This window comes from Micromonospora peucetia, from assembly GCF_900091625.1.
GTDB lineage: Bacteria > Actinomycetota > Actinomycetes > Mycobacteriales > Micromonosporaceae > Micromonospora > Micromonospora peucetia.
This window is the reverse complement of sequence record NZ_FMIC01000002.1, coordinates 4,755,558-4,780,969: the sequence shown is the minus strand read 5'-3', so window position 1 is coordinate 4,780,969 and position 25,412 is coordinate 4,755,558. Positions and strand designations below refer to the sequence as shown.

Here is a 25,412-nt window from a genome sequence, read left to right as displayed (position 1 = left end):
CGTCCTCCGCCGGGTCGGGAGGACGGCCCTCGGCATGGCCGGGTCGGGCGTACCCGGTGCTCTGACCACGAGCGTTGGCCGGGTTGGTGACACGCCGGTCAGCGGGCGGGGTCCGGGCGGCAGCCGAGGTAGGCGTCCAGGGCTGCGGCGCCGGTGAGCATGGCGCGGCTGCGGGCCGAGAGGCGGGCATGCCAGTCGTGCAGCGTCGACTCAAGGGGTGCGACGCCTCCGGCAGAGTGGACCTGCGCGATCAGTGGGCCGATCTGCTCCAGCCGGTAGCCGCCCCGTCTGAGCTGGTGGACGAGTTGGGTGTCGCGCACGTCGGCCGCGCTGTAGACCCGGTAGCCCGTCTGCGGGTCGCGGCGCGGTTGGACCAGGCCGGCGCGTTCCCATTTGCGCAGGGTGGCCGGGCGGATGCCGAGCCTTCTCGCCAGGGGGCCGACGAACGTGTCGCCGCGTTCCCGCGGCACGGGACTGAGGTCGCGAAGCGCGGCTTCGACAGCCTGGAGGGTGCGGCGGTCGTCGAGAAGCTGGGCATGACTCTCGTCGATGAGCCGGAACGCGTCCTCAGTCGTGCCCCGGCTGATCGCCTGCATGATCAACGTAGCCGTCCGGTGGCCGTGTCCGGGCACGAGGGCGAGGAACGCGCGCAGCGCCTGCGCGTGCGACGGCGTGTAGGTGCGGTAGCCATGCGCGGTGCGTTCGGCGCCCGGAAGGATGCCGGCCGCCTCGTAGTTCCTGACCGCCTGCGTGGACAGGCCGTGCCCACGTGCCAGGTCAACCGGCCTGAGCTGTCCGCCGCTTTGAAGGTTTCGCGTCACTTTCCTGCCAATACCGCGGGGAAGTTTCATCCGTTGGTTCAACGATACCGTTGAGGGAATGAATCCTGCTGTCAAAGACGCCGCCCATGTCGTCGACGCTGCTGCCGTCATGGGCCTGCTCACGGCCAGGCCGCGGCTGCTCGCCCTGGGTGAGCCCACCCACGGCGAAAACGGTCTGCTCGACCTGCGCAACGATCTCTTCCGGCAACTCGTCGAGCAGGAGCACTACCGGACGATCACGATCGAGAGCGACTGCATGATGGGCCTGGTCGTGGATGACTACGTCACGTCGGGCACGGGCATCCTCGACGAGGTCATGGAGCGCGGGTTCAGCCACGGGTGGGGCGCCTTCGCGGGCAACCGCGAGCTGGTGAGCTGGATGCGCGCGTACAACGACGGCCGGCCCGCGTCCGAGCGGCTACGCTTCGCCGGTTTCGACGGCCCGCTGGAGATCACCAACGCCGCGAGCCCTCGACAGGCCCTCACCGCACTCCACGCCTACCTCACCGCCCGGGTCGACGCCGGCCTGCTCCCCTGCGCCGCGGAAACGCTCGACGGCCTGTGCGGCACCGACGATCGGTGGACCGATCCCGCCGCGATGATGGACCCGTCCCGGTCCGTGGGGCGGACACCCGAGGCCAACCAGTTGCGGCTGCTCGCCGACGACCTGGTAGCCCTGCTCGACGCGCAGACGCCAGGTCTGATCGCGGCGTCCTCGCGGGACGACTGGGACCGGGCACGCATGTACGGGCGTACCGCCACCGGGCTGCTGCGCTACCACTTCTGGATGGCCGACACGTCACCGAGCCGCCTGGCGCGGCTGCTCGGCGTGCGGGACTCGATGATGGCCGCCAACCTGCTCGCCGTCGCCGAGCGAGGCCCGGCGCTGGTGAACGCCCACAACAGCCACCTCCAGCGGGACAAGAGCAGGATGCGCATGGGCGACCTGCCGGTGGAGTGGTGGAGCGCCGGCGCGATCGTCAGCGCCCATCTGGGAGAGCGGTACGCCTTCCTGGCCACGGCCCTCGGCACGATCCGCCACCAGGGAGTGGACACCCCGCCTCCGGACACCGTCGAAGGGCTCCTGTACGCGCTCCCGGAGGACCGGTACGTCGTCGACGCCCGCCGGCTGGCCGCTGTCCTCGGCGACGTGACGCCCACTGCCCGCGTGTCCCCCTGGTTCGGCTACGCCCCGCTGGACCCGACCCACCTGACTGGCCTTGACGGGATCGTGTTCGTCAAGGACGCCCCGCCGAGCTAGGGCTGTGACCACACAGGTGGGCCGGGTCTGATCATGTCTGCTGGCGCGGTCAGTTCCACCTGTCCTGGTTGAGGAAGCGGGCGAAGCCGCGCCACGAGTTGGGCCCCATGACCCCGTCGATCGGGCCGGTGTAGCCGTGGCCGGCGGCGAGACGCTGCACGGCGCGCCAGGTGTTCGGGCCGGGCTGCCCGTCGATGGGGCCGGTGTAGCCGTACGCCCTCATGGCGCGTTGGAGAGCGGCGTAGGTGTTCGGCCCGGGTGCGCCGTCGATGGGGCCGGTGTAGCCGGCGGTGAGCCGCAGCCAGTTCTGCATACGCCGGTAGAAGATCGTGCCGGGGATGCCGTCCTGCTCGGTGGAGGTCTTGGGCAGCCCTCCGGGGGCGGGTTGCCCGATGTAGGTGAGGGGGTTGATGCGTACCCCGGCCGGATTGATCATGTGCCAGTGGACGTGCGGCCCGGTGGACGAGCCCGAGCCCGGCGCGCCGGCCGCGCCGCCGGAGAGACCGACGACAGTGCCGGCGGACACGGCCGCACCGTTGCCGAGCAGGAACTGCGACAGGTGCATGTACTGGCTGCGGTACCCGTCCGCGTGGTGGATGGTGACGGTGTGCCCGCCCGTACCGTTGTACGGGATGTTCTGGATGGTGCCCGCGCCGCAGGCGGGCAGCCGGGTGCCGACCGACATGGCGAAGTCGACGCCGCCGAGCGAGCCCCGGTTCAGGTGTTCCTGCCAGGAGCCGGTGATCGGGTACCCGGAGAAGGGGTTGTAGATGGCGGGTGCGGCGAAGGCTCGGCCGGGAACGGTCAGGCCGGCCAGGGCGCCCGTGCCGAGGGCGGCGCCGAGCAGCACCGCGCGGCGGCCGATCCCGACGGTGGCTGCCTGGTCGTCGGCACCGCAGCAACCGGGCGGGTCGAGGTGGTCCATACGTGCTCCCTGGCTGGTCGGGGCGGGCTGGTCGAGGCAGTGACAATACATAGCCATAGGTGAATTTGTCGACCATGACTCCAGCCGGTGTCCAGGGGGCGGTGCCCGGACCGGAACCGCACCGCCGGATCGCTCAGCCGCCCGGGCAGTGGGTGTCACCGCCACTGCGCTCCTGGCAGGTCGTCGGGACCGGGACGGGCGCGGCCGGCGGCCTGAGTGTCCGCGCCGCGTCCACGACCGCCGGCATCAGGGCCGCCGCGATCACGACGGCCAGGAACAGGTAGACCAGTCCGGTACGGACATACCGGCAGCCGAACGCCACCAACGCGACGACGGCAGGTCCGCCCGCTGCCACCACCGCCAGAAGCACCAGCGCCCGCGCGGATCGGCGCCCGAACTCCGCCGACCGCCCGCCACCGTTCGAGTGCTGGTCGGCCCACCCTTCCATGCCGATGGTGAAACACCACCACAGCACCGACAGCGAGGCCACCAACCAGAGCACTGTCAGGAGCACGATGGCATACCGGGGCCGGGCGGCGGATGTCGACGAGGTCATGCCGTACAGCCTGGCCGGGCCTGAGCCGCGGGACGTGAGCACGCGTACTCACCGGATGCCGGCCGGAACTGCGCGGCCGTGAACCGGGTCAGCCCGACGGTGCCCGGCCTGCGCCCGAAACGGCGACCCGCCGGTACGGTCGCGACAGCGACCGTACCGGCGGGCGTGGCTACGTCATCGACGAGCCGGGTGGGGCCGTCCGCTCACAGCCCTCGGCACTGGCCGGACTTCGGGCCACTGACCGTGTTGGCCACCCCGTTGTCCACCGGCGGCGGTTGGTTGCCGACGCACCGCAGCGGTCCGTCGATCCGGTTGCCGGACACCACGACCGGCGTGTGGCCGGTACGGCTGTCGACCACGTTGACCGGACCGCTCACCCGAGTCCCGCTGATCAGGACCCGGCCGGTGACTCCGGTGACCGACAGCGGGCCGTCGACCCTGCTGCCAGTCAGCTCCACCACCGCGGCCCCGGTGGCGTTCACCGGCCCGCTGACGGCGGCGTCGAGCGCGATCAGGCCCGCGCCCTTCTCGACGTTGACCGGCCCGAACACCTTGGCACCCGGCGCGAGGCAGGTCACCCCGGCACGGACCGGCAGCGGGCCGCGACGCTCGCCGCTCACCACCTGGCCGCAGGTCTGGTCGGTGACCTCCAGCGTCACCGGCAGCGTCACCAGCGGATTGGACGGGTCGTCGCTACTGACGCAGAGCTGGGCCCGGTACGTACCGGCGGCCAACCCGGCGCTGTTCATGGAGATCGTCACCTCGCTGGCCTTACCGGCGCCGGTGCCGGCCGCCGTACGCGACGCCGTCAGCCACGGCACCTCGTCGGGCGTCACGCACGGCTGGAGGTCCGGCAGCCGTACGTGGGTGATGAACCGGGCCGCCCCCTTGTCGTTCTCGACCTCGACGAGACGGCCGGACCGGTCGATCTCGTGGACTCCCTTCGAGCTGGTGGTCAGGATGTTGCCGTTGCCGAGCGGGTGCACGCCCTGGTATCCGGAGCCGCCGGGCGGCGTGTAGACGCCGACCAGCTTTCCGGTGCGGTCCATCTCCCAGACCCCGGCGGTGGAGCCGCTGCCCCAGCTCGCCGCGAGCACGTTGCCGTTCGGCAGTTCCGCGAGCTGGCCGGGCCAGCTGAGCCCCTCGAAGAAGCGGGCGTTGGCACGGGAGCCGTCCTTGCTGAAGCTGTGGATGGCGTCGCTGTCACTGGCGGAGACGAGCATGTCGTCGCCGCGGAACAGGATCCCCCACGGTCCCTTGAGGCCGTCGGCGCCCGGTGCGACGAAGGTGCCCAGATACCTGCCGTCGGCGTCGAACTCGACCACCGAGTTGGCGTTGTCCTGGGACGCGACCGTCACCAGCACAGTGCCGCGCGGCGAGAGGGCCATCCCCCGGGTGTTGGTCATGATGGCCGGGTTCCGCACCCCGTCGGCCGGCGCGAAGACACGCCGGAAACTGCCGTCCAGGCCGTACTCGGTGATCATCGAGTTCACCTGGTCGGACATCAGGAAGCCGCTGCCGTCCGGCTTGGCGATGATCTGGAACGGCGTGTACAGGCTGTTGGACGGGTTGTACGGGAAGTGCGGGACGAACCGCGGGTCAATCAGCTTGCCGGTCTGCGGGTCGAACGCCATCACCCCACGGGTGGCGGTGCCCGAGTTGGGGATCAGCAGGACGCCCTCGCGCAGCAGCCTGATCCGCTCGTCGTCCGGGCCGGCGTCCGGGTCGTCGAGGCGCCAGTCCAGCACCCCGTGCCCGGAGTTGCGTACCGCGAACGTCTTGCTGGTGACCATCCCGGCCGGCTGCCGGGCGGCGAGCGACCGGGGTGCCACCTCGATCTTCGGCACCGGCACCACCGTCAGTTCCAGCGCGATCCTGGTTGTCGGCTGGTCCTGGTCGTTGCTGGCCAGGCACAGGTCGGCCCGGAACACGCCACCGTCGTCCAGGCCCGTGGAGTCGAGGGTGATCTGGATTTCCTGGTTCTTGAACGCGGCCAGCGTTCCCCTGTCCGGCGTCACCTTCACCCACGAGGGCCACGAGCAGTCGGCGCCGTCGCCGGTCGCCCGCCAGGTGAGTTCGGCCCCACCGGCGTTGCCCACCGTGACGGTGTGGCTCTCGTTCTGCGCCACGTCCATGCTGGAGCTCAGCGCGGTCTTGTCCAGGGTCAGGTCCGGGACCGCGGGCAGGACGGCGACCGGGAAGTGCGCCTGGGCGATCGGCGGTCCGTCCGGCGCGTGCCGGGCGTCGGTGGTCAGGTTGATCGCGCCGAAGAGCCAGTTCCTGCGGGCGGTTCCGGTGACGTCCAGGGTGACGGTCAGTTCCTGGCTGGCGCCGGGCGCCAGGGTGAACTGCGTCGGCGTGACGGTGATCCGCGCCCCGGTCGGGGCCTGCGCCGCCACCTGGTAGGTCGCGGTCACCTTGGCCACCCCGGACACCGTCCGGGTGAACGTGCAGACCTTGAGGCAGTGGTGTTCGACGACGGCCGGCAGGTTCAGCGTCTGCGGGTCGCCGCCGGCCTCGGGGTCGGCCGCGACGAAGTTCGCGGCGGTCTCGTCGAGCACGAGGCCGGTCCGGGCCGCCTTGTCCAGGTTGATCCGGCCGGAGCCGATGTCGAAGGCGTCGGCGGGCGTCGTGCTGTCCTCCTTGACGACGCCGTCGCGGTCCGCGGTGACCGCCAGCGCGGAACGGATCCGCGTCGGCGACCAGTCGGGGTGCAGTGCCGCCAGCAGCGCACCGGCACCGGCGACGTGCGGCGACGCCATGGACGTGCCCTGCATGAAGGTGTACGGCGCCGGGTTGTCCTTCGTCCCCATCGTGGCGGCGAGGATGTTGCGGCCCGGGGCGGCGACGGTGGGCGCGAGCATGTCGAACTTGCTGGGCCCGCGCGAGCTGAAGTCGGCCACCACGTCGGTCCAGTCCCCGTCGCGCAGCACCTCACTGCCGGCACCGACCCGCACGGTGACGGGCCCCTCGGTGGCGGCCAGGTGGTCGCGCAGCCGCTTCCCGTCGGCGAGGCCGATCATCACGGCGGGGATCGGGGTTCCGGTGAGCGCGCCCATGGTGATCGGCGGGCCACCGTACTGGGTGTGCACGACCACACCGGTCGCGCCGGCCGTGGCGGCGTTCCTGACCTTCACGGAGAAGTCGCAGCCGCCTCTGGGGATCAGGGCGACCCCGCCGCTGAACGCCGCCGCCGGGAAGGGCTCGCAGCCCTGCTCGTTGTCCGCGTCGACGGTTCCCGAGTACCGGATCTCGCCCTCGATGGGCGGGCTCGGCGAGCCTTCCCCGATCACGGCGGCGACGCCGGTGAGCGCGGCCGGGACCGGCGCCGGTGCCGTCACGTCGAGCCGGTGGGCGATGACCCGCTCGTGGCTGACCGCGGCGACGGACATGTTCCACGGCGCCGTCTTCGCGACGGTGCTGGGGCCCGGCCCGCTGTTCCCGGCGGAGGCGGCGACGAAGATACCGGCCGAGTACGCCTCGAGGAACGCCTGGTCGACCAGGTCGTTCCAGGGATCGTCGCGACCGGAGATCGAGTAGTTGAGGACGTCCACACCGTCGGCGATCGCCTGGTCCACGGCGGCGATCGTCGCCGAGGAGAGGCAGCCGATGCTCATGCAGACCTTGTAGGAGATGATGTTGGCCCGCGGCGCGACCCCGGAGACGGTGAGCTTGTGCGAGCTCGCGCCGACGGTGATCGTCGCCTCGTGCCGGTTGCCGGCGGCGGTCGAGGCGGTGTGGCTGCCGTGACCGTTGTCGTCCCGGGCGTCGGTGCCGACCATGGCCCAGGCGCCGATCAGCTTGTCGTTGCAGATCGGCTTGTGCCGGGGGTGGGTCGGGGCGCAGACGCCGACGTACCTGCCCTCGCCGAACGGGTTGGTGTGCCGGTGTCCGTCGCCGTCCACCGCCGCGAACGACGGATGGTCCGGGTTGATGCCGGAGTCCAGGACCCCGACGACGACGCCCTCGCCACGGGTACCGACGTTCTCCGCCGTCCTGCCCTCCCAGACCGCAGGCGACTGGATCAACGCGTTGCTGGTGTCGGTCGTCAGCTCCAGGGTCTCGTCGGGTACGACCGCGCTGACCCCCGGCAGACCGGACAACTGCGCCGCCTCGTCCGCGCTGACCGCGACCGCCAGGCCGTTGACCACGTTGCGGTACGTGTGGGCGACCCGCACCGAGCGGCCCAGAACGGCCTCGATCTCGTCCACCAGCGTGTCCTGCTGCCGCGCCAGTTCGCTGGCGTAGGAGGTGCTGGTTGCGGACCGGGTGTCGATCCTGCCGGCACGCGCCCCGCTGCCCTGTGCGGCCGCCACCAACGACGGCTTGTCCATCTTCAACAGCCAGAGCCCGCTCTTGGGCTGCGGCTTTCCGGATGCCGGGCGGGCGGGGGCCGCCTTGTCGCCGGCCGGTAGTGGTGCGCGCAGGGGTGCCGCGGCGGCGGGAGCGGGGGCCACGGCGAGCAGCATGGTGCTCGCCGCCAACGCCGCGACCAGTCGGGCCGGTGTCCGCCAACGGGAGGGGAACGTTCTTCGATAGAGAGGCTGTGCCACGGTGAGCTCCTAAGTCACTTCAGCGGCGCGATCGGTAGGTGTCTCGCTGCCGCGCCAGAGCCGGGGAGGTGCTCAGTGCGGCTGGGTGCGATCGGGTGAACCTAGGTGATCACGAAGACCGAGGCAATGGCGTACGTCCATCGGTTGCACGTCACAGAAATACCCGTCGCGACCGTCACGGTGCCGTCTGCGCTCCGGGATTGTGCGTCGTTCACGACATCGGCGACCGGCTGGACCTGCGGCACGTCCTCATCGGCGGGTCAGGCCGGCCAGCCAGCGGTCCAGGTCCGCCGGGGAGCGGAACAGCAGCACCGGCGGCCTGGCCGGGTCGGCCTGCCAGGCCCGCATCCGCCGCCGGGCCCGGCCGAACGCGGTGACGTGCCACACCAGGATCGAGTCCCGGGACAGCACGCTGCCCAGCGACTCACGATTGCCGTTGCAGATCTCCTCGCCGCTGACCAGCCGTCGGGCGGTGCGCCGCAGCAGCCGCCAGAAGGAGAGCCAGCGCGGATAGTCAAGGCCGACGATCAGGTCAGCACGGGCCAGCACCACGTCCCGCCACCCGTGGTATGCGCCGTCGAGGATCCAGCGGTCGCGTCGGCAGACCGCCTCGATCCGGCTGCGCTGCTCGGCGACCGGCACCTCGACCCAGCCGGGTTGCCAGAGCAGGTCGTCGACCGGGTGCCACGGCAACCCGAGCCGCTCGGCCAGCCGCGCCGCCAGCGTGGACTTGCCAGCGCCGTACACCGCGTAGACCAGGATGCGGGAGGGGGCGGTCATCGCGGCAGCGTACGACGCTTCCGGCGCGGCGGCGCGCCGGCGGTCCGGTCCGGCTCGGTCACGTGCCGCAGGCGCCGGCCCCGCGCGTCCCGGTCCCGCCACCGGTCGCGGCGCCACAGGTCATACACTCACCCCCTGGTCACACACCCCCGAGGCCGCTCGTCACGGGCGGCCGGCGACCCACCGGGGCGGGCTCGGCAGCCGGCCATGGTGCGCGACGTGGCGTCCACGCCGATCGGAAGGGGTCGTCAGCAGTTCGCGAAACGGCATCGGCCTGCCGGGCGGAGGCGGGCCGATACTGAGAGGATTGCTGGTGAGGCGACGAGGCAACAGGACCAACCGGCTGCTGCGGATCGCGGCGGCAGCCGTCGTCGCCTGCGCCGTCACGACGGCCCCGGGCGCGGCGGCGGCGAACCCGTCGCCCACTCCGGTCCCCGCGACGCCAGTGTGCGAGGTGCGTGACGGCCGGCTGACCGAGATCTCCGGAATGGTCGCCACGGATGACGGCTACGTCATCATCAATGACGGCGCGAACGACGAGGCCCGCCGCCGGATCTTCTTCCTGGACCGTGAGTGCTCCGTCGTACGGGCGGTGCCCTATCCGTCGCGGCCACGGGACACCGAGGATCTCGCCGTCGGCGGCGACGGCACGGTCTGGGTGGCGGACGTCGGCGACAACGACCGCTCCCGACAGACGCTGGCCGTGTGGAAACTCCCGCCGGGGGCCGACCGCCCGGTGTTGTACCGCCTGGCGTACCCGGACGGCCCGCACGACGCCGAGGCCCTGCTCGTGACCGGCGACGGCCGGCCGGTGATCGTGACCAAGTACTCGGCCACCCTGTACGCCCCGAGCGCTCCCCTGCGGCCGGGCACGACGGCGCCACTGGTGAAGGTGGGGCAGGTCCAGCTGCCCGCCTCGACGACGAGCAACCCGTTCGGGGCGCTCGGCCGGACGGCGGTCACCGGCGCCGCCACCGCACCGGACGGCCGCCGGGCGGTGCTGCGCACCTACGCCGACGCGTACGAGTTCGACGTGGCCGACGGCGATCTGATCACCGCGTTGACCAGTGGGACCCCACGGGTCACCGCGCTGCCCGACGAGCCGCAGGGCGAGTCGATCACCTACAGCCACGACGGGCGGTCCCTGCTCACCGTCTCCGAGACCGCCGGCCAGCCACCGGGAACGACGCCCAGGATCCTGCGCTACTCCCCACCACCTGCCGTCGCGCCCAGCGTGCCGGATGCCACGCCGACGCCGAGCGCTCAGGCCGCCGGCGACGAAACCGTCAGCTTCGACGACGTGCGGACCTACGTCGTGGCGGCCGGCGCACTCGGGCTGGTTCTGATCGTCGTGGGACTCGTCGCGGTGACCCGGGCCCGGCGGGCCGGATCACGCTAGGCCGTTTCGTTCAGATCATGGTGAGCAGGGCGGCCAGCAGGTCGCTGCGCGCGCCGATGCCGGCGGCCGAGACCCACTCCTGCCGGGCGTGTGCGCCCCCACCGGGCGGGGCCAGCCCGTCGATGGTGGGACGGCCGAGCGCACCCGTCGTGTTGGTGTCGGCGGCACCGTCCGCCGGGTGACCGGCGAGGCGTTGCCCGAGGCCCGCGGCGATGCCCACGATCCGGTCGAGCAGGTGCGCTCCCGCCTCGTCGGGCCGCCAGGTGGGCCGGTGCGACAGCAGCCGGGTGGTGAGCCGGGCGCGATCACGGACCGGGTGCAGCGACCGCAGGCCGGTGAGGACCGCGTCCTCGTTCTCGGGGTCGGTGAAGCGCAGGCCGAGGTCGGCGTGGGCCTCGCCGGCGACCACGTTGGTCCGACCTCCGCCGGTGACGGTGCCGGTGTTGAGCAGGACCGGCCGGCCCGCGACGAGGGCGCGGACCCGCACGAGCTGGTCGACGAGTTCGTCGATGGCGTTGACCCCGGCGTCGGGGTCGAGCGCGGCGTGCGCCTCGACGCCGGTGACCTCGATGCGGACCCGGGTGCTGCCGCGCCGGCCGGTCTTGAGGTCGCCGCCGGGATGCGGCGGTTCCAGGCCCAGCACCGCGCGGGCCCGGGTCGCCTCGGCCCGGACCAGCCCGGTGGCGGTGGGCGAGCCGATCTCCTCGTCGGCGGCGACGACGACCCTGATCTCCGGATGCGGCGCCTGCTGCCGCTCGACGTGTGCCGCCGCCGCGAGCAGTGCGACGATCCCGGCCTTGGTGTCGTACACGCCCGGGCCACGGATGGTGTCACCGTCGACGGACCACGGCATGCCGGACAGTGTGCCGACCGGCCAGACGGTGTCGTAGTGGGTCAGCAGCAGCACCGGATCGCCCGGGACACCGCGCGCCGGAATGGTCCAGACCAGATGGTCGCCGCTCGGGTGCGACACCCGGGCGGTGTCGAAGCCGGCGCGGGCGGCGTCCGCGTCCAGCACGTCGGCCAGCGCGGCCAGCGCCCGCCGGTCACCGGTCGGCGACTCGTGCAGCGTGTAGCGGCGCAGCGCGTCGAGCGCGGAACTGGGTTCTGCTGTCAAGGACGACACATACGGACACTATGATCACCGCACAGGCCTTGTCAACGAGCATGAATGTCGGCAACATGAGCGACATACGATCGCTATCCTTGCATAGGGAGTGAGCCTGATGACCGCTGACACGGACGGGATCGTGGTACGTGACCTCGCCGGGCTCGCCGAACGGACGGCGGCATCGGCGCTCTACCGGTCCGTCTTCGGCTACCAGGGTCCCGAGCACGCTGTCAGCCCCCGTCTGCTGGCCGCGCTGCACGAGAACGCCGGGACCGTGCTCGGCGCGTTCGACGAGGCCGGCTGCCTCATCGGCTTCTGCTACGGCTTCACCGCCGTCGAGCACGGCGAGCTCTACCACTACTCGCAGGCCACCGTCGTCGACGCGCGGGCGCAGGGGCGCGGCGTCGGCCGCCAGCTCAAGCACGCCCAGGCCGACGCCGCACGTCGCACGGGCGCGGGCACGATGCGGTGGACCTTCGACCCGTACGCGCTGCGCAACGCGCACTTCAACCTCGCCGTGCTGGGCGCCGCCGGGATCCGGTTCCTGCCCGACTTCTACGACGACGGCGGCAGCGACCGGGTCCTGGTCCGATGGGACCTCGACCGTCCCGGGAGTGGCACCAGGGCACCCGCGTCCGGGCACCCTGCGGAGGGCCCCTCGGGGCACCCGGCAGTCGACGCGCCCGCCGACGACCGTACCGCCGCGGGAGATCCCGACGACCGGGCGCGACTGCGCCGGGAGTTGGCCGACCGGTTCGCCGCCGGCGGGCGGCTCGTCGGCGTCGCGCGGCGGGAGGACACCCCCGGTCGCGTCAGCTACCTGTTCGGGCAGGATCAGGCATGACCACGAAGAGATCGACGCCCTCGGAGCGCTTCGACCGCAACGTCCAGCGCAGGTCCGCGCAGGTGCTCAAGCAGCGGGTCCTGGAGCAGCAGCGCACCGAGTTCGGCAAGGCGCTGGCGTGGGCCGCCGAGCAGGACACGATCGAGCAGGCCGCGGCGCTCATCGTGTCGGCCCGGCGGCGATACCTGCTCGGCTACGGCAAGTCGCTCAGCTTCGCGTCCCTGCTCGCCTCCGACCTCAGCGCCGGGTTGTCCGGCGTCCACCTCGTCGACGGCGCGGCACTGCGGGCCCTCGACGTGCTCGGCGACATCCGCCAGGGCGACCTGCTGGTGGCCGTCTCCCTGGCCCGCTACCGGCGCGAGACGATCGACATCGCCTCCGCCTACGTCCGCCACGGCGGTCAACTGGTCCTCGTCACCGACGCCGAGGACGCGCCACTGGCCGACAGCGCCGCCGTCCGCATCGTCATCCGCACCGACAGCGCCTCGTACGCCAACTCCCCCACCTCGGTGGTGCTCGCGCTGCACCTGCTCGCCACCCTGACCATCGCCAGTTCGAAGGGGGCCGGCCGCCGCCTGCGCGAACGCGACGCCCTCGCCGCCGAGCTCGATCTCTACCCGGAGGAGCCATGACCGGTCCGAAGCGAAGCGGAGAGCCCGCTCACGAGCCGGCCCAGGTCCACCGGCACGGCGGCGCCGGGCGTGGCAGGGTGACGACGTGACCCGGATCGAGAGGGTCGAGCTGCGCCGGGTCCGGCTGCCGCTCGTGCACCGGTTCCAGACCAGTTCCCACGCCAAGCGCGAACTGGAGCACATCCTGGTCGCGCTCACCGACACCGACGGCGCCGTGGGGTGGGGCGAGATCGCGTCACCGAGCGGCCCGTTCTATTCCGCCGAGACCGTCGAGAGCTGCTGGGCGGTTGCCCGTGACCACCTCGCGCCGCTGGTGCTGCGTACCGACTGGGAGCATCCGGCGGACCTGGCCGTGGCGCTCGGCAGGGTCCGGGGCAACCACTTCGCCCGCGCCGGTTTCGACATCGCCGCCTGGGCCCTCTGGTCGGCCGTCGAGGGCACCCCCCTCGCGCACGCGCTGGGCGGCACCCGCGGCAGCGTCGAGGCGGGGGTGTCCCTGGGGATCGAACCCACCGTCGACGATCTCCTCGCGCAGGTGCGGCTGCGGGTCGACGAGGGCTACCGCAGGGTCAAACTCAAGATCGCGCCCGGCTGGGACGTCGAGCCGGTACGGGCCGTCCGTACGGCCCATCCGGACGTGCCGCTGCACGTCGACGCCAACGGCGCCTACCAGGACGTTCCGGAACACCGTGCCGTCCTGGCCGAGCTCGACAGCCTGGGCCTGCTGATGATCGAGCAGCCGTTCGCGCCGCGGGATCTCGTCGCGCACGCCGCCCTCCAGGAACGGATCAGCACCCCCGTCTGTCTCGACGAGTCCGTCGAGGAGGTGGACGACCTGGTCACCGCACTGCGCCTGGGCGCCGTACGCGTCCTCAACGTCAAGGTGTCACGGATGGGCGGGCTGACCCACGCCGTCCAGGCACACGACCTCGCGCGCGAGCACGGTGTCCCGGTCTGGTGCGGCGGCATGCACGAGTTCGGGATCGGGCGGGCCGCCAACGTCGCGCTGAGCGCCCTCGCCGGCTTCACCCTGCCCTCGGACGTCTCCGGCTCCGACAAGTACTACGCCCGCGACATCACCACCCGCCCGATCGTGAGCACCGACGGGCTCGTCGAGGTGCCCGCCGCGCCCGGGCTCGGCTGCGACGCCGACCTGACGTACATCGAGGAAAGGACCACCGGCCGGCTCGTGCTGCGCGCGGACGGTGCGCCGTGAGGAGCACTATCGCGGATGGACGGTGCGCCGTGACGGCACTGTCGCGGATGGACGCCGGCCGGCCGGCACGGATGCCGGCGGGACGCTGCCGGAGGCGGTCGCCCGGGTAGCCTGACCGACACCATGGACGGTCACCGATTCGCCGTGTCCCGGCTGCTGCCGCCGCCCGGGCTGCCCCGGGCGATCGCGTACCAGTCCGCCATGGTCGCGGTCGGCAGTGGCACCTTCCTCACCGGCAGCATCGTGTTCTTCACCGAGGTACTCGGGCTCAGCCCGGTGCAGATCGGGGTCGGCTTCTCGGTCGCGGGGCTCGCCGGGGTGGTCACCTCACTGCCGCTGGGCGCGCTGGCCGACCGGATCGGTGGGCAGCGGTCCTGGGCCCTCGGCGCGCTCGGTTCGGCGCTGACGTTCGCCGCCTATCCACTCGTGACGTCGTTCGCGGGCTTCGTGGTGCTGATGGTGGTGGCCGCCGTCACCGACTCGTTCGCCAACGCCGGCCGCACCATCTACACCGCCGACGCCATGCCCGCCGGGGACCGGGTGCGGACGATGGCGTACGCGCGCTCGTACCTGAACGCCGGGTTCACCGTCGGCACCGGGCTCGGCGCCGTGGCGCTGGCGTTCGGCTCCACCGCCGCGCTCGTCGCCATGGTGCTGCTCAACGCGGCGTTGTCCCTGCTCAACGCCGGCCTCGTGACCCGGCTACCGGCCGCGCCGGCAATGCGCCACGACCGGGCGGCCACCGTCTCGCGGTGGGCGGTCCTGAAGGATCTCCCCTACGTCACGACCGCCGCCCTCCTCGCCGTCATGATGTTCCACTCGGTGATCCTGGTCGAGATCCTGCCGCTCTGGGCGATCACCCACACCGACGCACCCAAGCCGCTGCTCGGGGCGATGCTGGCCCTCAACACGGTGCTGGTGATCACGTTGCAGGTGCCGGCGGCGCGCGGCGCGGACTCGCTTCCCGGTGCGGCCCGCCTGATCCGCCGGGGTGCCCTGGTCACCGCGGTCGCCTGCCCGCTGGCCGCGCTCGCGGGCTGGACCGGCGGCGGGTGGACCGTCGTCGTGCTCCTCGGCGTCGTGGTGCTGGTGACGACCACCGAGTTGTGGTTCTCGGCGGCGCTCTGGTTCGTCCAGACCAATGTGCCACCCGCCGGGTCACGCGGGGTCTACCTCGGCACGGCACAGACGATCAGCTCGGCGGCGGACGTCTTCGCGCCGGTCGGGCTGACCCTCCTCGCGATCCAGACCGGCGGCTGGGGCTGGTGGGTCGTCGCGGCGCTCTTCGTGGGCTGCGCGCTCGCCGCCGGGCCGGCCGTCGGCTGGGTCGCCCGAACGCCCCGGATCGCCGGGGCTGCCGCCGATCCGCCGGCCACGTCCACATCGGATTCCAAGCCGGTCGTACGGCCCACCTCCGCCTGACGTCGGAAGATCGACCGATTCCTTGACACGCGATCGACGTGGCTGAAATCCTTCCCCGCGAAGGGGGTCCGATGAGCGCTGACGACGACGACACCCGGACGTACGCGGTGGTCGTGAACGACGAGGAACAGTTCTCGATCTGGTGGGACGACCGGGAACTGCCCGCCGGCTGGCGGCGCGAGGGCACCACCGGGACACGCGCCGAGTGCCTCGCCCGGATCGACGAGGTGTGGACGGACATGCGGCCGCTGTCGTTGCGGCGCTGGATGGACGAGCACGCCGCGACCGGCTGACGCCGCACCGGACGAGGGCGCATGAACGACAGTCTCCAGCGATATCCGGCCCTCGCCGTGCAACGCGGGATGGTGCTGCAGGCCCTCCGGCAGCCCGCCGGCGGCGTGGACGTCCAGCAGGTCACGATCAGGTGGGACGGCCCACCGGACCGGGACACGTTCGGCGCCGCCTGGCAGGCCGCGACCGGGCGGCACGCGGTGCTGCGTACGGCCTTCGAGGTCGACGGCGACCACGGCGTGGTGCAGGTCGTCCAACCCATCGTGGCACCGGACCTGCGGTGGCGGGAGACGACGCTCGACGACTTCCTGCCCACCGACCGGTACGAACCCCTCGATGTCGGCCGGGCGCCGCTGCTGCGGGTCACCACGCTGGCCGACCACCACGTCGTCGTCACCTTCCACCACGCGATCCTCGACGGCCGCTCCACCCGGATGCTGCTCGACGAGATCCTCGCCGACTACGCCGCGCGCCGGGCCGGCCGGGTGTCCGAGCCGACGCGCCGGCCGCCGTTCGCGGACTTCGTGCGCTGGTGGGGCACGCGCGACCCGAGCGCAGGCGACGCGTTCTGGAAGGGACACCTCGCCGGTGCCCCGATGCCCCGGGCGCTGCCGGGCCGCCTCGACGCGGACCCCGGTGCACGCGGCATGCCGGCCTCGCACGAGATCGTCCTGACCCGGTCGGACTCCGGCCGGATCCGCGCCGCCGCCACCGCTGCCGGCGTCGGTGTCAGCGCCGTGGTCCACGCTGCCTGGGCGCTGCTGCGCGGCGGCTACGGCGGGGTCGACGACGTCACCTTCGCGGTCACCAGGTCCTGCCGGTACGACAGCGTCCCGGACGCCGACCGGATCGTCGGGCTGCTGCTCAACACGGTGCCGCTACGGATCCGGCTGGACCCCCGGTGGACGGTGCGGCGGTTGCTCGCCGACGTGGCGGACCGGATCCGGCGGATCCGCGAGCACCAGCTCACGCCGTTGCACACCGTCCTCGGCCTGGCTGGCCTGACACCCGACACGCCGCTGCTGGACAGCCTGGTGGTGTTCGAGCGGCAGCGGCTGGCCACCATCCTGGCCGAGGGCGGGCCGGAGGCGGCCCGACGTTCGGCACGTGTGCACCGGATGCCCGGCTATCCGCTGACGGTGCACGCCTTCGACGAACCGGCGCTGTGCCTGGGCGTGACGTGGGACGACACCAGGCTGCTGGCCGTCTCGGCGCGGCGGATCCTCGCGCAACTGCACCGCACCGTGCTCGAGTTGGCGGAGCGGCCGGACGTCCGCCTGGCCGACCTGGATCTCGGCGCCACCGGGGAGGTGCCGCTGCGCGCCACCTGGAACGCCACCCGGCGGCCATACCCGCGCGACGCGTCCGTCCCCGAGGTCTTCGCGGCCCGCGTCGCCGAGGACCCGGCCGCCACCGCGCTGCTGGTCGGCGACCGCACGGTCTGCTACGCGGAGCTGGACCGGGCGACCGACGAGTTGGCCTGGACGCTGCGCCGGCACGGCGTCGCCGGGGAGGCCCCCGTCGCCGTGCTGCTCCCCCGGGGCGAAGCGCTGATCCGGGCCCTGCTTGGCGTGCTGAAGGCCGGCGGGGCCTACCTCCCGGTGGATCCGGCCGCCCCACCCGCCCGGATCGCGGGCCTCCTCGCCGCCAGCGGCACCCGCCTGCTCCTGACCACCCCCGCGACCGCCGCCGACCTGCCCGACCTGGGCCCGGTCCGGGTGCTGAACCTCGACCCGCCGGCCGGAGAACCGGTGCCGGCCGGCCCGCCACCCGGGCGGATCCACCCGTTGCAGCTCGCCGCCGTCCTCTACACCTCCGGCTCGACGGGGGCGCCAAAGCAGGTCGGGATCACCCACCGGGGCGTGATGCGGCTCGTGGCGGGCCCGGACTTCGCCACCCTCGGCCCCGGCGAGCGGGTGCTCCAGTTCGCTCCGACCGCGTTCGACGCGTCCACCTGGGAGATCTGGGGTGCGCTGCTGACCGGTGCCACGGCGGTGGTCGCGCCACCGGATCCGGTGGACCTCACCGGGCTGGCCACGCTGATCCGCACCGGCGGGGTCACCGTCGCCTTCCTCACCGCCGGGCTCTTCCGGCAACTCGTCGAACAGGACGTCACGGCGCTGGCGGGCGTCCGGCAGTTGCTCACCGGCGGGGACGTGGCCGACCCGGGCGCGGTCCGCGCCGTACTCGCCGCACGCGACGGGCTTCCGCTGGTCAACGCGTACGGGCCGACCGAGAACACGACGCTGACCAGCTGCCACCTGATGGGCGGCCCCGGCCCGGTGGGCGACCGGGTGCCGATCGGCCGGCCCGTGCCGCAGACCACCGTCCACGTGCTGGACGAGGGCGGCCGGCCGGTGCCGGTCGGAGTCGCGGGCGAGCTGTACACCGGTGGCGACGGGCTGGCCCGCGGCTACCTCGGCGACCCGGCGGCAACCGCCCGGGCGTTCGTGCCGGATCCGCAGGTGCCCGGCGAGCGCCTCTACCGGACCGGCGACGTCGTCCGCTGGCGCGCGGACGGGGTGCTGGAGTTCCTCGGCCGCCGCGACGAGCAGGTGAAGATCCGGGGGTTCCGGGTCGAGCCGGGCGAGGTGGAGGCGGTACTCAGGGCGCACCCGGAGGTCGCCACGGCGGCGGTGTGCGCCCGGGGCGACGGGCCGGACCGCCACCTGGTCGGCTACGTCACGCCGGCCGGCGCGGCGGTCCCGACCCCGGCGGGCCTGCGTGAGCACGTCGCCGCACGGTTACCGGCCCATCTCGTGCCGGCCGGGTTCGCCGTCCTCGACCGGTTGCCGCTGACCGCGTACGGGAAGGTCGACCGGGCCGCGTTGCCGGCGCCCGACCTCGCCGGGCAGGATCCGGACGTCGCCGGGCCCGCCTCGCCGACCGAGCACCGGCTGGCCGGGCTCTGGTCCCGGCTGCTGCCCGGCGAGCGCCCACCCGCGAGCATCGGGCGGGAGACCAGCTTCTTCGCCCTCGGCGGCAACTCGCTGACGGCCACCCGGCTGATGTTCCGGATCCGCGAGGCGCTCGGCGTGGAGCTGGGCGTGGGCGGGTTCTACCGGGCGCCGACCCTGGCCGCGACGGCGGCGTCGATCGACGCGGCGACCGGGCCGGCACCGGGCGCCGGGATGGAGACCGGACCGGCACCGGGCCTCCGGGTGGAGACCGGGCCGGTGCTGCGCCGCCGCGACCGGGTCCCGCACCGGACCGGGCCGGACCAGCCCACACACCTGGCCCGGTTGAGCGACGGGTGGGCACTGTGGCGGACCGTCTGCCTGCGGGGCGCGGGACTCCCGGTCGACCTGCTGACCCCGCTCGGCGACCCGGAGCTCTCCGCCGCCGCGGACCGGGTGGTGGCGGCCCGGGCGGACGGGGACCCGGCCGGCATCGCCCACGCCGAGGCGGCGTACGCGGCCGTGTTCCCGGAGGCGGTCGGCCGGCTCACGGTCGCGCTGCACGCGGTGGCGGCCCACCCCCGGTTCCGCGAGGCGGTGGCCTGGCAGAACCCGCACGCGCTGCGCACCGGCGTCGACGCGCTGCTGCGCCGGGGCCCCGGGAACCCGACCCGCAACACCAAGCACCGCCAGCACGAGGCACTGGTCACCAGCTACCTCCAGCGCTACTGCGCGAAGAACGACACGATCGGGTTCTTCGGGCCGGTCGGCTGGGCGCGGATCGAGCCGGGCGCAGGCGTACGGGTCGACCCCGCGGATCCACCGGCGCTCCTCGCCGAGCGAACGGTCTACCTGGAGGGGTGGGCGGTCGCCGCGGTGCTGGCCCCGTACGCGATCCGGTTGCGTCCCTGGCTCGTACCCCGGCTCATGCCCTTCCTGGATCTGGTCGGGACGACGCTGCGGGTGCCGCTCGCCCCGCCGGTGACGCTGGCCGACGCCGAGGCGGCGGTGCTGCACGCCTGCGACGGGGTGCGCGACGCGAACGAGGTCGCAGGCGTGGTGCTGGCCGATCCGGGGTCGGGACTGCGGTCGGCGCGGGACGTGCACGAGGTGCTGGAGACGCTGGCCGCGGCCCACCGGATCGCCTGGCAGCCGGAGGTGGCGCCGCACGACACCCGGCCGGAGCGGTCGGTGCGGGCCCGGCTGGCCCGGGTCACCGACGAGGCCGTGCGCGGGCCGGCTCTCGCCGCCCTGGACGAGCTCTGCGCCGCCCGGGACGCGCTCGCCGCGTCCGCCGGTGACCCCGACCGGTTGACCGGTGCGATGGCCGGCCTGGAGGCCACCTTCACCCGGCTGGCCGGCGTCCCGCCCACCCGGCGGGCCGGCACGATGTACGCGGGACGGACCCCCGTCTACGAGGAGTGCCTGCGGGCCGGCACGGTCGGCATCGGCGAGGCGAGCCTGGACGGGATCCGCGACGCGCTCGGCCTGGTGCTGGAGAGCGCGCGCTGGTTCACCGCCGCCGGCGCGACGCTCTACGAACGCCTCTGCACGCAGATCTACCGGCGTCGGGCCGCCGAACTGGGCACGGACGTGGTCCCACTGGCCGACTTCTGGCTGCTGGCCGGCGAGGCGCTGTTCCACCCGCCGGAACGGCTGACCGCACTGCTGACCGCCGCGTTGCACCGGCGCTGGGCCGACGTGCTGGCGCTGCCGGCGGACCGGCGGCGGATCCGGCTCACGGCGGCGGACCTGGCTCCGGCGGTGGCCACCGCCTTCCCGCCGGGGCGGCCCGGCTGGCCGACCGCGCGGCAGCACAGCCCGGACCTGATGCGGGCCGGCGACGAGTGGGTCCTGGGCGAGCTGCACCCGGGCGTCAACACCCTGCGGTACGCCACCTGGGTGGCCTACCACCCGGAGGTGGACGCGCTGCGCGCCGCGCTGGGGCGGGACGTGGGCGCCGGGGTGGTCTATCCCGCCGAGACCGGCCAGGAGGGTGGCGTGCCGACCAGGCAGAGCAACGGGCTCACCGGACCGGACGACCTCCGGTTGGTTTTCGCCCACGACTCGTTCGGGCACGACCCGCTCCGGAGCCTGCGCGTCGGTGAGTGCGACCTGGTCGGTACGGCCGGCGGGCTGCGCGTACGGTCGCGTGACGGGCGGTTCGACGTCGACCTGACGCACGTCCTCGGCGACGTGGTCGGCGCCGGGCTGTCCCAGCTGTTCCGCATCCTGCCCCCGGCGGCGCACCAGCCCAGGGTCACCATCGACTCCCTCGTGGTCAGCCGCGAGGCGTGGACGTTCACCGCCGCCGACCTCGCCTTCGCCGACACCCGGGACGAGGCGCTGCGGTTCCGGCAGGCCCGGGGCTGGGCCGCCGACCACGCCCTGCCGCGCCATGTGTTCCTGCGCTGCGCGGGCGAGCGGAAACCGGTCCACGCCGACCTGACCAGCCTCGCCTCGGTCGATCTGGTGTCCCGGTCGGTCCGCCGGGCCCGCCGGCACGGTGGCGACGACGCGAAGGTGGTGGTGGTGGAGATGCTGCCGGCGCCGGACCAGCTCTGGCTCACCGGGCCCGACGGCCGGTACACCGCCGAACTGCGGGTCGTCGCGGTCGACGGGCAGGTGCGCTGAGATGGCCGTCTTCGAGTTCCCGGCCTCGGCCGCGCAACGGCGGATGTGGCTGCTCGACCAGCTGGACCCGGGCCAGCCGACCTACCACGTCGGGTTCGCGGTGTGGCTGGACGGGCCGCTGGACCCGGCCGCGCTCGACGGGGCCTGGGCGGCGGCCGTCGAGCGGCACGAGATCCTGCGCACCACCTTCCGGGCCAACGGCGGGCGGCCGATCCAGGTGATCGACGACAGCGCCCGCACCACCGGACTGGAGATCGTGGCCCTGGACCAGTTGCCCGAGGCGGACCGGGCGGCGGCGGCCCACGCCGCGCTGCGGGAGCACGCCCGCACCCCGTTGCCGCTCGACCGTGGCCCGCTGACCAGGGTCCGGCTGCTGCGTCTCGCCCCGCAACGGCACGTCCTGGCGCTGGTGGCGCACCACGCGATCGTCGACGGCTGGTCGTTCCGGCTGCTCCTCGACGAGATCTCCGCCGACTACGAGGCGCTGTGCGCCGGCCGGCCGGCCGTCTCGGTCGAGCCACCCCTGCAGTACGCGGACTTCGCCCTCTGGGAGCGGGAGCACGCCGACGCGGGCGGCCACGCCGAGGCGGAACGGTTCTGGCCGGCCGAGCTGGCCGGCGCCCCGCCGGAGCTGCCGCTCCCGGTCGACCACCCGTACCCCGACCGGCTGTCGCCGGCCGCCGCCGAGGTGGAGGTGCCCGTCGACGGGGAGCTGGCGGGGGCGCTGCGCCGCCTGGCCGGAGCCCGGGGCAGCACCCTCTTCGCCGTGCTGCTGACCGCGTACGCTGCCCTGCTGTCCCGGCTGAGCGGCGCGGACGAGGTGCTCGTCGGCGTGCCCGTGGCCGGGCGCACCCGGATCGAGACCGAGCCGATGCTCGGCCTCTTCGCCAACACCGTCGCGATCCGGGCGGCGCTGCACGGTGACCCGACGCTCGCCGAACTCCTCGACCGGGTGCACGCCGCCACCGCACGCGCCCAGGCCCACCAGGACCTGCCGTTCACGCGGGTGGTCGAGCTGTGCCGGCCGCCGCGGCACCCGTCCCGGGCGCCACTGGTGCAGGTGATGTGCACGGTCGAGGAGGCGTCGCCGCCGCTGGAGCGGGGGGCGCTGCGCTGGCGCCCGGAGCTGGTGCCCACCGGCACCGGCAAGTTCGAGCTGGAGTTGGCCGCCGTCGCCGGCCCGGACGAGCTGACCGTCCGACTGCGGTACCTCACCGATCTCTTCACCCCGGACGGCGCGGGCCGGTTCGCCGACGCCCTGGCCGCGATCCTGACCGCGCTGGCGACCCGGCCGCAGACCCGCGTCTGCGACGTGCACCTGCTCTCCCTGGCGACGACGGACCTCGTCACCCGGGTGTGGCCGGCGGCCCGCTCCGGGTCGGTCCCGCCGCCGGGGAGCACCGCTGCGGCGCTGGTGACCGGCATCGACGCCGGCGACCGGGTGGTGATCCAGGGCGACGACGTCACCCTGACCGGCGCCGCGCTGCACGACCTCGCCGGCCGGATCGCCACCGGGCTGCGCGGGCTCGGCGTACGGGCCCAGCAGACCGTGGGCATCGTCCTGCCCCGGGGGGCGCGACCGCTCCCGGCGCTGCTCGGCGTCTGGTGGCTCGGGGCTGCGTACCTGCCGCTCGATCCGACCCATCCGCCGGGGCGGCTGCGCGGAATGCTCGCCGACGCCGGGGTGCGGGTGGTCGTCACCGACCGCACCGCCGTTCCCGCGCCGTTGCTGGCCGAGCTGGCGGCGTCGGTGACCCTGCTCGACCTGGCCGCGGCGGAGCCGCCCGGCGCGGGGGCGGAGTCGGTGCCGCCCCCGTGTCCGGTGCCGGCGACGGCGGCGGCGTACGTGCTGTTCACCTCGGGGTCCACCGGCCGGCCGAAGGCGGTCACCGTCACCCAGGGAGCGGTGGCACACCTGCTGCACGCGTTCCGCGAGCTGGTTCCGTTGGGGCCGACCGACCGGGTCCTCTCGGTGAGTCCGTTCGCGTTCGACATCGCCCTGCTCGACCTGCTCCTGCCGCTGCTGTGCGGGGCACCGGTCGTGGTGGCCGGCGAGGACGACGTGATCGACGGCAACCGGCTGCGACGGCTGCTCGGCACGGCCGGGGCCACGGTGCTCCAGGCGACGCCGACGACCTGGCGGATGCTGGTCGCCGCCGGTGGGGTGCCGGCAGGGGTTCGGCTGCGCCTCAGCGGCGGGGAGGCGCTGCCCCGGGCTCTCGCCGACGCCCTGTCCGAGCCGGGCGCGCGCCTGTGGAACCTGTACGGCCCGACCGAGACGACCGTCTATTCGACGGGGGCCGAGGTCGAGCCGGGATCCGCGCCACCGGACCTCGGTCCGGCCGTCGTCGGCAGCCGGGTCTACGTGCTGGACCGGTGGCTGCGGCCGGTGCCGCCGGGCGTGGTCGGCGAGATCTGTATCGGCGGCGCGGGGGTCGGCCGGGGCTACGACGGCGCGCCCGGCTGGACCGCCGACCGGTTCGTACCCGACCCGTTCACCCCCGGCGGCCGGTTGTACCGCAGCGGGGACCTGGGCCGGTGGCTGCCGACCGGCCGCATCGAGCCGCTGGGGCGGGCCGACCGGCAGGTGAAGGTGCGGGGGTTCCGGGTCGAGACGGCGGAGGTCGAGGCGGTGCTGCGCGGCCACCCGCAGGTGCGCGACGCGGTCGTGACGACCGCCTCCGACGTGGAGCACGACGGCGTACGGCTGGTCGGGTACGTGGTCACCGATCCGGCCTCGGCCGACCCGCCGGCGGGGCTGGCCGAGTACGCGCGCGGGTTCCTGCCCGGGCACATGGTGCCGGCGGTCTTCGTGGCGCTGGCCGAGGTGCCCCGGACCTCCCGCGGCAAGCTGGACCTGCGGGCCCTGCCAGCTCCCGGGAGGGGTTCCGGCCCGGGCGAGGCACCGGTCGCCCCGCGTACCCCGTTGGAGCGGGAGCTGGTGGGGTTGGTGGCCGACCTGCTGGGCCTGCCCGGCCCGGTCGGGGTCGCCGACAACTTCTTCGTCCTGGGCGGGCACTCCGTGAAGGCCACCCAGCTGATGGCCCGGGTCTGGACGACGTACGGGGTCGATCTTCCGGTCCGAACGCTCTTCGACGACCCGACGATGGCCGGGCTGGCGGCGGCGATCACCGCCGCCGGGGTCGGAGCACACGCGGGGGGCGACACGGAACCCGCCGGCGCCGCGTCGGCGGGAGCCGGACCGGCGGTGAGCGGCGCCGCGGCCGACGATGCGGGATATCTCGACGCGTTGACCGACGACGACGTCGACGACCTCCTGGCCGGCATGGACCGCTCGGGACCGTCGAGGTGGGACGGATGAGCCGGCCGCCGGAGCCGCCGGCCTGGCTGGCGGCGGTGCTCGCCGCGCTCGCCGAGGGCCACGACCCGGCCACGTCGACGGCCTGGCGACGGCGGGTGAACGGCGAGCTCGACCGGCTGGCCGGCCGGGTGCCGTTCCGGGTGGCGTACGAGTGGCACGTGTACCTGCTCGCCACGACGCCTGACGGTGCCGCCGACCGGCCGGTGGGTGACCTGCTCCGCCGGGCGCTGGCCGGTGACCGGGTCGGGGCGCACGGGTGGCGCGACGCGCTCCGGCCCGCCCTGTACGAGCTGTACCTGGCCGGCTACCCGTACGCCGAGGCCCGGGCGGTCGCGTACGCCGACGCCCACGCCTACGCGACGGCCAACGACTACGGCCCCGACGAGGTGGTCGGGTTCGCCGAGCACTATGCCGACCTCAGCACCGGGGCCAACGCGGAGGCGTTCGCCGACGCCAACGCCATCGCGAACGCCGACGCGCTGGCGAACGCCCTGGCGCTGGCCGACGAGCCGGCGTACGCCGGGACGTATCCGGCCGCCCTGGTACGCGCGTACGCCCTGGCGGAGGCGAACCGGGCCGGCACCGCCGGTGCGCCGCACGCGCTCCGGGCCGCGTACGGGCGGCTCGCCGACGCGCTGGCCGAAAGTCTGAGTCGCGTGTCGGACTGAGGCCCACGGACCCGTACGTCGGGCCCTGGTTTCGGCCTGCCGAGTCATCTACTGTGGATCCACTTCGGCCGATGTCCGGT

Annotated in this window: 16 protein-coding genes; 10 read left to right on the top strand and 6 right to left on the bottom strand. The window is 73.8% G+C overall.

Annotated elements, in window-relative coordinates:
* Positions 1-98 precede the first annotated feature (98 nt).
* Complete coding sequence (locus GA0070608_RS21795; RefSeq protein ID WP_091630382.1) at positions 99-821, bottom strand: TioE family transcriptional regulator; 723 nt, start codon at positions 819-821, stop codon at positions 99-101.
* A 58-nt stretch (positions 822-879) separates the two neighbouring features.
* Here GA0070608_RS21795 and GA0070608_RS21790 point away from each other — a divergent pair, with 58 nt between their 5' ends.
* Positions 880-2,082 (top strand): erythromycin esterase family protein, encoded by a 1,203-nt coding sequence (locus GA0070608_RS21790; protein WP_091630381.1) that lies wholly within the window; start codon positions 880-882, stop codon positions 2,080-2,082.
* A gap of 49 nt (positions 2,083-2,131) precedes the next feature.
* Here GA0070608_RS21790 and GA0070608_RS21785 read toward each other — a convergent pair whose 3' ends face one another.
* From GA0070608_RS21785 to GA0070608_RS21770, 4 genes are all read right to left on the bottom strand, one after another.
* A complete protein-coding gene (locus GA0070608_RS21785; protein ID WP_091630380.1) occupies positions 2,132-3,007 on the bottom strand; it encodes a peptidoglycan DD-metalloendopeptidase family protein in 876 nt (291 codons plus the stop codon).
* 133 nt (positions 3,008-3,140) lie between these two features.
* Positions 3,141-3,563 (bottom strand): DUF6234 family protein, encoded by a 423-nt coding sequence (locus GA0070608_RS21780; RefSeq protein WP_141719527.1) that lies wholly within the window; start codon positions 3,561-3,563, stop codon positions 3,141-3,143.
* Positions 3,564-3,766: 203 nt separating this feature from the next.
* Positions 3,767-8,116, bottom strand: coding sequence for a S8 family serine peptidase (locus tag GA0070608_RS34005; protein ID WP_141719526.1), 4,350 nt, complete (start codon positions 8,114-8,116; stop codon positions 3,767-3,769).
* A gap of 249 nt (positions 8,117-8,365) precedes the next feature.
* The gene (locus GA0070608_RS21770; protein ID WP_091630377.1) at positions 8,366-8,896 is read right to left on the bottom strand and encodes a P-loop NTPase family protein; all 531 of its coding nucleotides are present in this window, start codon (positions 8,894-8,896) and stop codon (positions 8,366-8,368) included.
* A 313-nt stretch (positions 8,897-9,209) separates the two neighbouring features.
* Between GA0070608_RS21770 and GA0070608_RS21765 the strand changes: the two genes are divergently transcribed.
* The gene (locus tag GA0070608_RS21765) at positions 9,210-10,295 is read left to right on the top strand and encodes an esterase-like activity of phytase family protein (RefSeq protein WP_245715875.1); all 1,086 of its coding nucleotides are present in this window, start codon (positions 9,210-9,212) and stop codon (positions 10,293-10,295) included.
* Between the two features lie 10 nt (positions 10,296-10,305).
* On the opposite strand, the gene GA0070608_RS21760 is transcribed toward GA0070608_RS21765, so the two are convergent.
* On the bottom strand, positions 10,306-11,412 hold the full coding sequence (locus GA0070608_RS21760) for a M20/M25/M40 family metallo-hydrolase (RefSeq protein WP_091635770.1): 1,107 nt from the start codon (positions 11,410-11,412) through the stop codon (positions 10,306-10,308).
* 109 nt (positions 11,413-11,521) lie between these two features.
* Here GA0070608_RS21760 and GA0070608_RS21755 point away from each other — a divergent pair, with 109 nt between their 5' ends.
* From GA0070608_RS21755 to GA0070608_RS21710, 8 genes are all read left to right on the top strand, one after another.
* Entirely contained in the window at positions 11,522-12,250 is a 729-nt protein-coding gene (locus GA0070608_RS21755) for a GNAT family N-acetyltransferase (RefSeq protein ID WP_091635766.1), read from the top strand.
* Complete coding sequence (locus GA0070608_RS21750) at positions 12,247-12,882, top strand: MurR/RpiR family transcriptional regulator (RefSeq protein ID WP_091630376.1); 636 nt, start codon at positions 12,247-12,249, stop codon at positions 12,880-12,882. The genes GA0070608_RS21755 and GA0070608_RS21750 overlap by 4 nt, the downstream gene beginning before the upstream one ends.
* An 85-nt stretch (positions 12,883-12,967) precedes the next feature.
* Complete coding sequence (gene menC, locus GA0070608_RS21745; protein WP_091630375.1) at positions 12,968-14,098, top strand: o-succinylbenzoate synthase; 1,131 nt, start codon at positions 12,968-12,970, stop codon at positions 14,096-14,098.
* 123 nt (positions 14,099-14,221) lie between these two features.
* Positions 14,222-15,520 (top strand): MFS transporter, encoded by a 1,299-nt coding sequence (locus GA0070608_RS21740; protein ID WP_091630374.1) that lies wholly within the window; start codon positions 14,222-14,224, stop codon positions 15,518-15,520.
* Between the two features lie 71 nt (positions 15,521-15,591).
* Positions 15,592-15,813, top strand: a complete 222-nt coding sequence (locus tag GA0070608_RS21735) for an MbtH family protein (protein WP_091630373.1) — start codon at positions 15,592-15,594, stop codon at positions 15,811-15,813.
* Positions 15,814-15,834: 21 nt separating this feature from the next.
* A complete protein-coding gene (locus tag GA0070608_RS32210; protein ID WP_141719525.1) occupies positions 15,835-21,342 on the top strand; it encodes a non-ribosomal peptide synthetase in 5,508 nt (1,835 codons plus the stop codon).
* Between the two features lies 1 nt (position 21,343).
* On the top strand, positions 21,344-24,664 hold the full coding sequence (locus GA0070608_RS21715; protein ID WP_091630372.1) for a non-ribosomal peptide synthetase: 3,321 nt from the start codon (positions 21,344-21,346) through the stop codon (positions 24,662-24,664).
* A complete protein-coding gene (locus GA0070608_RS21710; RefSeq protein ID WP_091630371.1) occupies positions 24,661-25,332 on the top strand; it encodes a hypothetical protein in 672 nt (223 codons plus the stop codon). Before GA0070608_RS21715 ends, GA0070608_RS21710 begins: the two co-directional genes overlap by 4 nt.
* The last annotated feature ends 80 nt before the right edge of the window (positions 25,333-25,412 follow it).

Excerpts from the sequence above, each read along its gene's own strand:
- GA0070608_RS21790 (WP_091630381.1), top strand. The coding sequence starts at position 880 with ATGAATCCTGCTGTCAAAGACGCCGCCCATGTCGTCGACGCTGCTGCC.
- GA0070608_RS21785 (WP_091630380.1), bottom strand. The coding sequence starts at position 3,007 with ATGGACCACCTCGACCCGCCCGGTTGCTGCGGTGCCGACGACCAGGCA.
- GA0070608_RS21780 (WP_141719527.1), bottom strand. The coding sequence starts at position 3,563 with ATGACCTCGTCGACATCCGCCGCCCGGCCCCGGTATGCCATCGTGCTC.
- GA0070608_RS21750 (WP_091630376.1), top strand. The coding sequence starts at position 12,247 with ATGACCACGAAGAGATCGACGCCCTCGGAGCGCTTCGACCGCAACGTC.
- GA0070608_RS21710 (WP_091630371.1), top strand. The coding sequence starts at position 24,661 with ATGAGCCGGCCGCCGGAGCCGCCGGCCTGGCTGGCGGCGGTGCTCGCC.
- GA0070608_RS21735 (WP_091630373.1), top strand. The coding sequence starts at position 15,592 with ATGAGCGCTGACGACGACGACACCCGGACGTACGCGGTGGTCGTGAAC.
- GA0070608_RS21740 (WP_091630374.1), top strand. The coding sequence starts at position 14,222 with ATGGACGGTCACCGATTCGCCGTGTCCCGGCTGCTGCCGCCGCCCGGG.
- GA0070608_RS21715 (WP_091630372.1), top strand. The coding sequence starts at position 21,344 with ATGGCCGTCTTCGAGTTCCCGGCCTCGGCCGCGCAACGGCGGATGTGG.
- GA0070608_RS21770 (WP_091630377.1), bottom strand. The coding sequence starts at position 8,896 with ATGACCGCCCCCTCCCGCATCCTGGTCTACGCGGTGTACGGCGCTGGC.
- GA0070608_RS21755 (WP_091635766.1), top strand. The coding sequence starts at position 11,522 with ATGACCGCTGACACGGACGGGATCGTGGTACGTGACCTCGCCGGGCTC.
- GA0070608_RS32210 (WP_141719525.1), top strand. The coding sequence starts at position 15,835 with ATGAACGACAGTCTCCAGCGATATCCGGCCCTCGCCGTGCAACGCGGG.